Source organism: Neisseria sp. P0016.S008 (genome assembly GCF_051957775.1).
GTDB lineage: Bacteria > Pseudomonadota > Gammaproteobacteria > Burkholderiales > Neisseriaceae > Neisseria > Neisseria flavescens_B.
In genome coordinates, this window is the sequence record NZ_JBQCWB010000059.1 from 1 (window position 1) to 230 (window position 230).

1 pseudogene is annotated in these 230 nt (G+C 42.6%); it reads left to right on the forward strand.

Annotated elements, in window-relative coordinates:
* Positions 1-216, forward strand: a pseudogene (locus ACTHS8_RS10975) (heme anaerobic degradation radical SAM methyltransferase ChuW/HutW); the annotation flags it as partial.
* Positions 217-230 lie beyond the last annotated feature (14 nt).

Here is a 230-nt window from a genome sequence, read left to right on the forward strand (position 1 = left end):
GAACCTGATTCAGACGGCCTGATCCGTTTGAATACCAGCGGCCGTTATTTGTCGCCTACCCTTATACGCAAACTCATGCTCACTCTTCCGACTCAATAAAAGGATCAAACCATGCAAAAACTTTCAGCCGAACAACAAACTATTTTGCGACAATCATTGGAAAAAAAAACCGGCCAACTACTGGAAATGCTGCCAGCGCAAAACCAATGCAGTTTTTAATACTTAATCAG